The following is a 3,955-nucleotide window of genomic DNA, read 5'->3' on the forward strand; positions in this document are numbered from 1 at the left end:
TGACGGGTCGCTGGTGGAAACGCCGAGCGACCTGGTCCGAGGACCACCGCCGAGAAGGTTCATCGCCTTGTCGGGTTACCGGTGCCCTCGTTTGGATGGGTGTGCCTGACCGCCGCCCTTGGGGTTCGTCTCTGGAAGCTGGTCTTTCGCCAGTCTCGTGTCTAGCCGGCATGGGATTGGCATGAGCCATGCTGCAGGACGCCGACGCCCGTTGCACGCGGGTCCGGTGTTGGCATGGCTCACGAAGAGAATGAAGCGCACATGATCATCTCTCTCTTCCCAAGAGCAAAGCCGACGACGACGAACGGGAAGCCCCGAACCCATTGGGTTCGCAAGGCCGACCGGCCGTCGCCGCTCGTGCGGCGCGCCCCGCGCAGACGATCGCCTCGATAGGCGATCGGCGTGAGCGGACTTGGGAACTGGTGATCATGGGCGATGAGAACGATCAAGTGTCTTAAGGGCATCTGGTGAATGCCTTGGCATGCACAGGCGATGAAGGACGTGATACGCTGCGATAAGCCATGGGGAGCTGCGAATGAGCTTTGATCCGTGGATTTCCGAATGGGGCAACCCACCTCCGAGCCTTGGTCAGATCGGAACGTCACTGGTACGGGAACGTGCTGGTGGTGTTGCGGTGACCAAGGTTCAATTGTGAGGTATCTGACTCTGAATACATAGGGGTTAGAAGCGAACTCGGGGAACTGAAACATCTAAGTACCCGAAGGAAAGGACATCAACCGAGACTCCGTTAGTAGTGGCGAGCGAACGCGGACCAGGCCAGTGACCATCGAAGGAAGAAGCCGAACACGTTGGAAAGCGTGACAAGAGTGGGTGACAGTCCCGTAGGCGCAATGTTCTCGATGGTCCATGAGTAGGGCGGGACACGTGAAATCCTGTCTGAAATTGGGGGGACCACCCTCCAAGCCTAAGTACTCGTGCATGACCGATAGTGAACCAGTACCGTGAGGGAAAGGTGAAAAGCACCCCGACAAGGGGAGTGAAAGAGAACCTGAAACCGGATGCCTACAAACAGTAGGAGCCCAAGGTTTGTCCTGGGTGACTGCGTACCTTTTGTATAATGGGTCAGCGACTTAGTCTGGCGAGCGAGCTTAAGCCGATAGGTGGAGGCGCAGCGAAAGCGAGTCTGAACGGGGCGTTCAGTTCGTCGGATTAGACCCGAAACCGAGTGATCTAGCCATGAGCAGGTTGAAGGTGCGGTAACACGCACTGGAGGACCGAACCCGCATCTGTTGCAATAGATTGGGATGACTTGTGGCTAGGGGTGAAAGGCCAATCAAACTCGGAAATAGCTGGTTCTCCGCGAAATCTATTTAGGTAGAGCGTCGGATGTATTCCTCAGGGGGTAGAGCACTGAATGGGCTAGGGGGACTCACCGTCTTACCAAACCCAATCAAACTCCGAATACCTGAGAGAACTGTCCGGCAGACACACGGCGGGTGCTAACGTCCGTCGTGAAGAGGGAAACAACCCTGACCGACAGCTAAGGTCCCCAAGTTATGGCTAAGTGGGAAAGGATGTGAGAATCCCAAAACAACCAGGATGTTGGCTTAGAAGCAGCCATCATTTAAAGAAAGCGTAACAGCTCACTGGTCTAGATTTAAGGGTTCTTGCGCCGAAAATGTAACGGGGCTCAAGCCATACACCGAAGCTTCGGGTTTGCACCTCTGGTGCAAGCGGTAGCGGAGCGTTCCCTAGGCCGTTGAAGGAGGATCCGTGAGGACCTCTGGAGGTATGGGAAGTGCGAATGCTGACATGAGTAACGATAAAGGGTGTGAGAGACACCCTCGCCGAAAGTCCAAGGGTTCCTGCTTAAAGTTAATCTGAGCAGGGTGAGCCGGCCCCTAAGGCGAGGCCGAAAGGCGTAGTCGATGGGAACCACGTTAATAGTCGTGGGCCTGGTGGTGAGTGACGGATCCCGTGTGTCGTTATCCCTTATTGGATTGGGGTGGCGGCGAAGGGGTCCCGGGAAATAGCCCCACCGTATAGACCGTACCCGAAACCGACACAGGTGGACTGGTAGAGCATACCAAGGCGCTTGAGAGAACTGCGTTGAAGGAACTCGGCAAATTGCACGCGTAACTTCGGAAGAAGCGTGACCTCTTCATACGCAAGTGTGGAGGGGTGGCACAGACCAGGGGGTAGCGACTGTTTATCAAAAACACAGGGCTCTGCGAAGTCGCAAGACGACGTATAGGGTCTGACGCCTGCCCGGTGCTGGAAGGTTAAGAGGAGGGGTGCAAGCTCTGAATCGAAGCCCCAGTAAACGGCGGCCGTAACTATAACGGTCCTAAGGTAGCGAAATTCCTTGTCGGGTAAGTTCCGACCTGCACGAATGGCGTAACGACTTCCCCGCTGTCTCCAACGCAGACTCAGTGAAATTGAATTCCCCGTGAAGATGCGGGGTTCCTGCGGTCAGACGGAAAGACCCCGTGCACCTTTACTATAGCTTTACACTGGCATTCGTGTCGGCATGTGTAGGATAGGTGGTAGGCTTTGAAGCGTGGGCGCCAGCTCGCGTGGAGCCATCCTTGAAATACCACCCTTATCGTCATGGATGTCTAACCGCGGCCCGTCATCCGGGTCCGGGACAGTGTATGGTGGGTAGTTTGACTGGGGCGGTCGCCTCCCAAAGAGTAACGGAGGCGCGCGATGGTGGGCTCAGACCGGTCGGAAATCGGTCGTCGAGTGCAATGGCATAAGCCCGCCTGACTGCGAGACAGACAAGTCGAGCAGAGACGAAAGTCGGTCATAGTGATCCGGTGGTCCCGCGTGGAAGGGCCATCGCTCAACGGATAAAAGGTACGCCGGGGATAACAGGCTGATGACCCCCAAGAGTCCATATCGACGGGGTTGTTTGGCACCTCGATGTCGGCTCATCGCATCCTGGGGCTGGAGCAGGTCCCAAGGGTTTGGCTGTTCGCCAATTAAAGCGGTACGTGAGCTGGGTTCAGAACGTCGTGAGACAGTTCGGTCCCTATCTGCCGTGGGTGTAGGAATATTGACAGGATCTGTCCCTAGTACGAGAGGACCGGGATGGACATACCTCTGGTGGACCTGTTGTGGCGCCAGCCGCAGTGCAGGGTAGCTATGTATGGACGGGATAACCGCTGAAGGCATCTAAGCGGGAAACCCACCTGGAAACGAGTGTTCCCTATCAGGGCCGTGGAAGACGACCACGTTGATAGGCCGGATGTGGAAGCGCGGCAACGCGTGAAGCTGACCGGTACTAATCGCCCGATCGGCTTGATCGTTCTCATTCGCCCATGACCATCGCTGACGCGATGATCATGGTCTCTTTTGTCTCCTTGCGCCAACCGGCTATCGAGCCGGTTGTCTGCGGAGGGCCGGGCCACGAGGCCCGCCGGCTCGCTCGAGCCGGGAGACAGCGCTTCGTTCTTCAAGACCAGCTCACCCGACCTCTCCGAAAGGCGAGCCTCCAAGGACCCGGGCAGGGTCCGCAGGCAAGCCCGAACGGGCGTCGCGCCCCATGGCGCGCCCCAGCGGAGACGATCGCCCCGCAGGCGATCGGCGTGAGCGAAGCTTCCATGATGCGATTGGCCGACCTGGTGGTTCTAGCGGGGCGGCCGCACCCGATCCCATTCCGAACTCGGCCGTGAAACGCCTCAGCGCCCATGATACTTCGTCTCAAGACGCGGGAAAGTCGGTCGCCGCCAGGTCTGCCAATCGCATCATACCCCCCTCTCTCACACCACACACCCCATCACGACGCCCGCCACGGTCCGCCCTGGCGGGCGTCGTCGCGTGCGCACATCGACACCCGCCGCAAGCGCAGGGCCGCAAGGGCAGGGACCAACGGGCAGGGCGCACAGCGCCGCGCCCCTCACGCCGGCCCCCCCAGCCCAAACCGCGACCCATGCCACGGCGCATACCGCACGACATCCCCGCGAAGCCGAAACAACGCCACGTCCTTCGC

2 rRNA genes are annotated in these 3,955 nt (G+C 58.5%); both read left to right on the top strand.

Annotated elements, in window-relative coordinates:
• The first annotated feature begins 443 nt into the window (after positions 1 to 443).
• A 23S ribosomal RNA gene (locus tag D3218_RS19405) occupies positions 444 to 3,272 on the top strand.
• 311 nt (positions 3,273 to 3,583) lie between these two features.
• Positions 3,584 to 3,698: ribosomal RNA gene (gene rrf, locus D3218_RS19410) — 5S ribosomal RNA — on the top strand.
• Positions 3,699 to 3,955: the final 257 nt, after the last annotated feature.

Origin of the sequence: Aureimonas flava (genome assembly GCF_003583935.1) — a bacterium.
In the GTDB taxonomy this organism is placed as follows: domain Bacteria; phylum Pseudomonadota; class Alphaproteobacteria; order Rhizobiales; family Rhizobiaceae; genus Aureimonas; species Aureimonas flava.